This window comes from Staphylococcus devriesei (assembly GCF_002902625.1).
GTDB classification, from domain to species: domain Bacteria; phylum Bacillota; class Bacilli; order Staphylococcales; family Staphylococcaceae; genus Staphylococcus; species Staphylococcus devriesei.
Genome location: NZ_PPRG01000118.1, coordinates 1 through 460, shown reverse-complemented (window position 1 = coordinate 460; position 460 = coordinate 1). Strand labels below are relative to the sequence as shown.

Here is a 460-nt window from a genome sequence, read left to right as displayed (position 1 = left end):
GTGGCGGAACTGGCAGACGCACAGGACTTAAAATCCTGCGGTGAGAGATCACCGTACCGGTTCGATTCCGGTCCTCGGCACCATTTTAAATATAGCGCCCGTAGCTCAATTGGATAGAGCGTTTGACTACGGATCAAGAGGTTATGGGTTCGACTCCTATCGGGCGCGCCATTTAAAATTTTAATTAACTACATACGGGAAGTAGCTCAGCTTGGTAGAGCACTTGGTTTGGGACCAAGGGGTCGCAGGTTCGAATCCTGTCTTCCCGACTTCTTAAATATTATGGGGGCTTAGCTCAGCTGGGAGAGCGCCTGCTTTGCACGCAGGAGGTCAGCGGTTCGATCCCGCTAGTCTCCACCATTTAAAGATTTTAGAATGAACATTGAAAACTGAATGACAATATGTCAACGTTAATTCCAATAAGTAACTTAAATGTTACAAACATTATTTAGTATTATGA

4 tRNA genes are annotated in these 460 nt (G+C 45.4%); all 4 read left to right on the top strand.

The features are described 5' to 3' along the window. The 4 genes from CD147_RS11865 to CD147_RS11850 all read left to right on the top strand — a co-directional run bounded on the left by CD147_RS11865 (position 1) and on the right by CD147_RS11850 (position 360). A tRNA-Leu gene (locus CD147_RS11865) sits at positions 1-83 on the top strand. Between the two features lie 11 nt (positions 84-94). Further along, positions 95-171 (top strand) — tRNA-Arg (locus CD147_RS11860). Positions 172-195: 24 nt separating this feature from the next. Then, positions 196-269 (top strand) — tRNA-Pro (locus CD147_RS11855). A 15-nt stretch (positions 270-284) separates the two neighbouring features. Then, a tRNA-Ala gene (locus tag CD147_RS11850) sits at positions 285-360 on the top strand. Positions 361-460 lie beyond the last annotated feature (100 nt).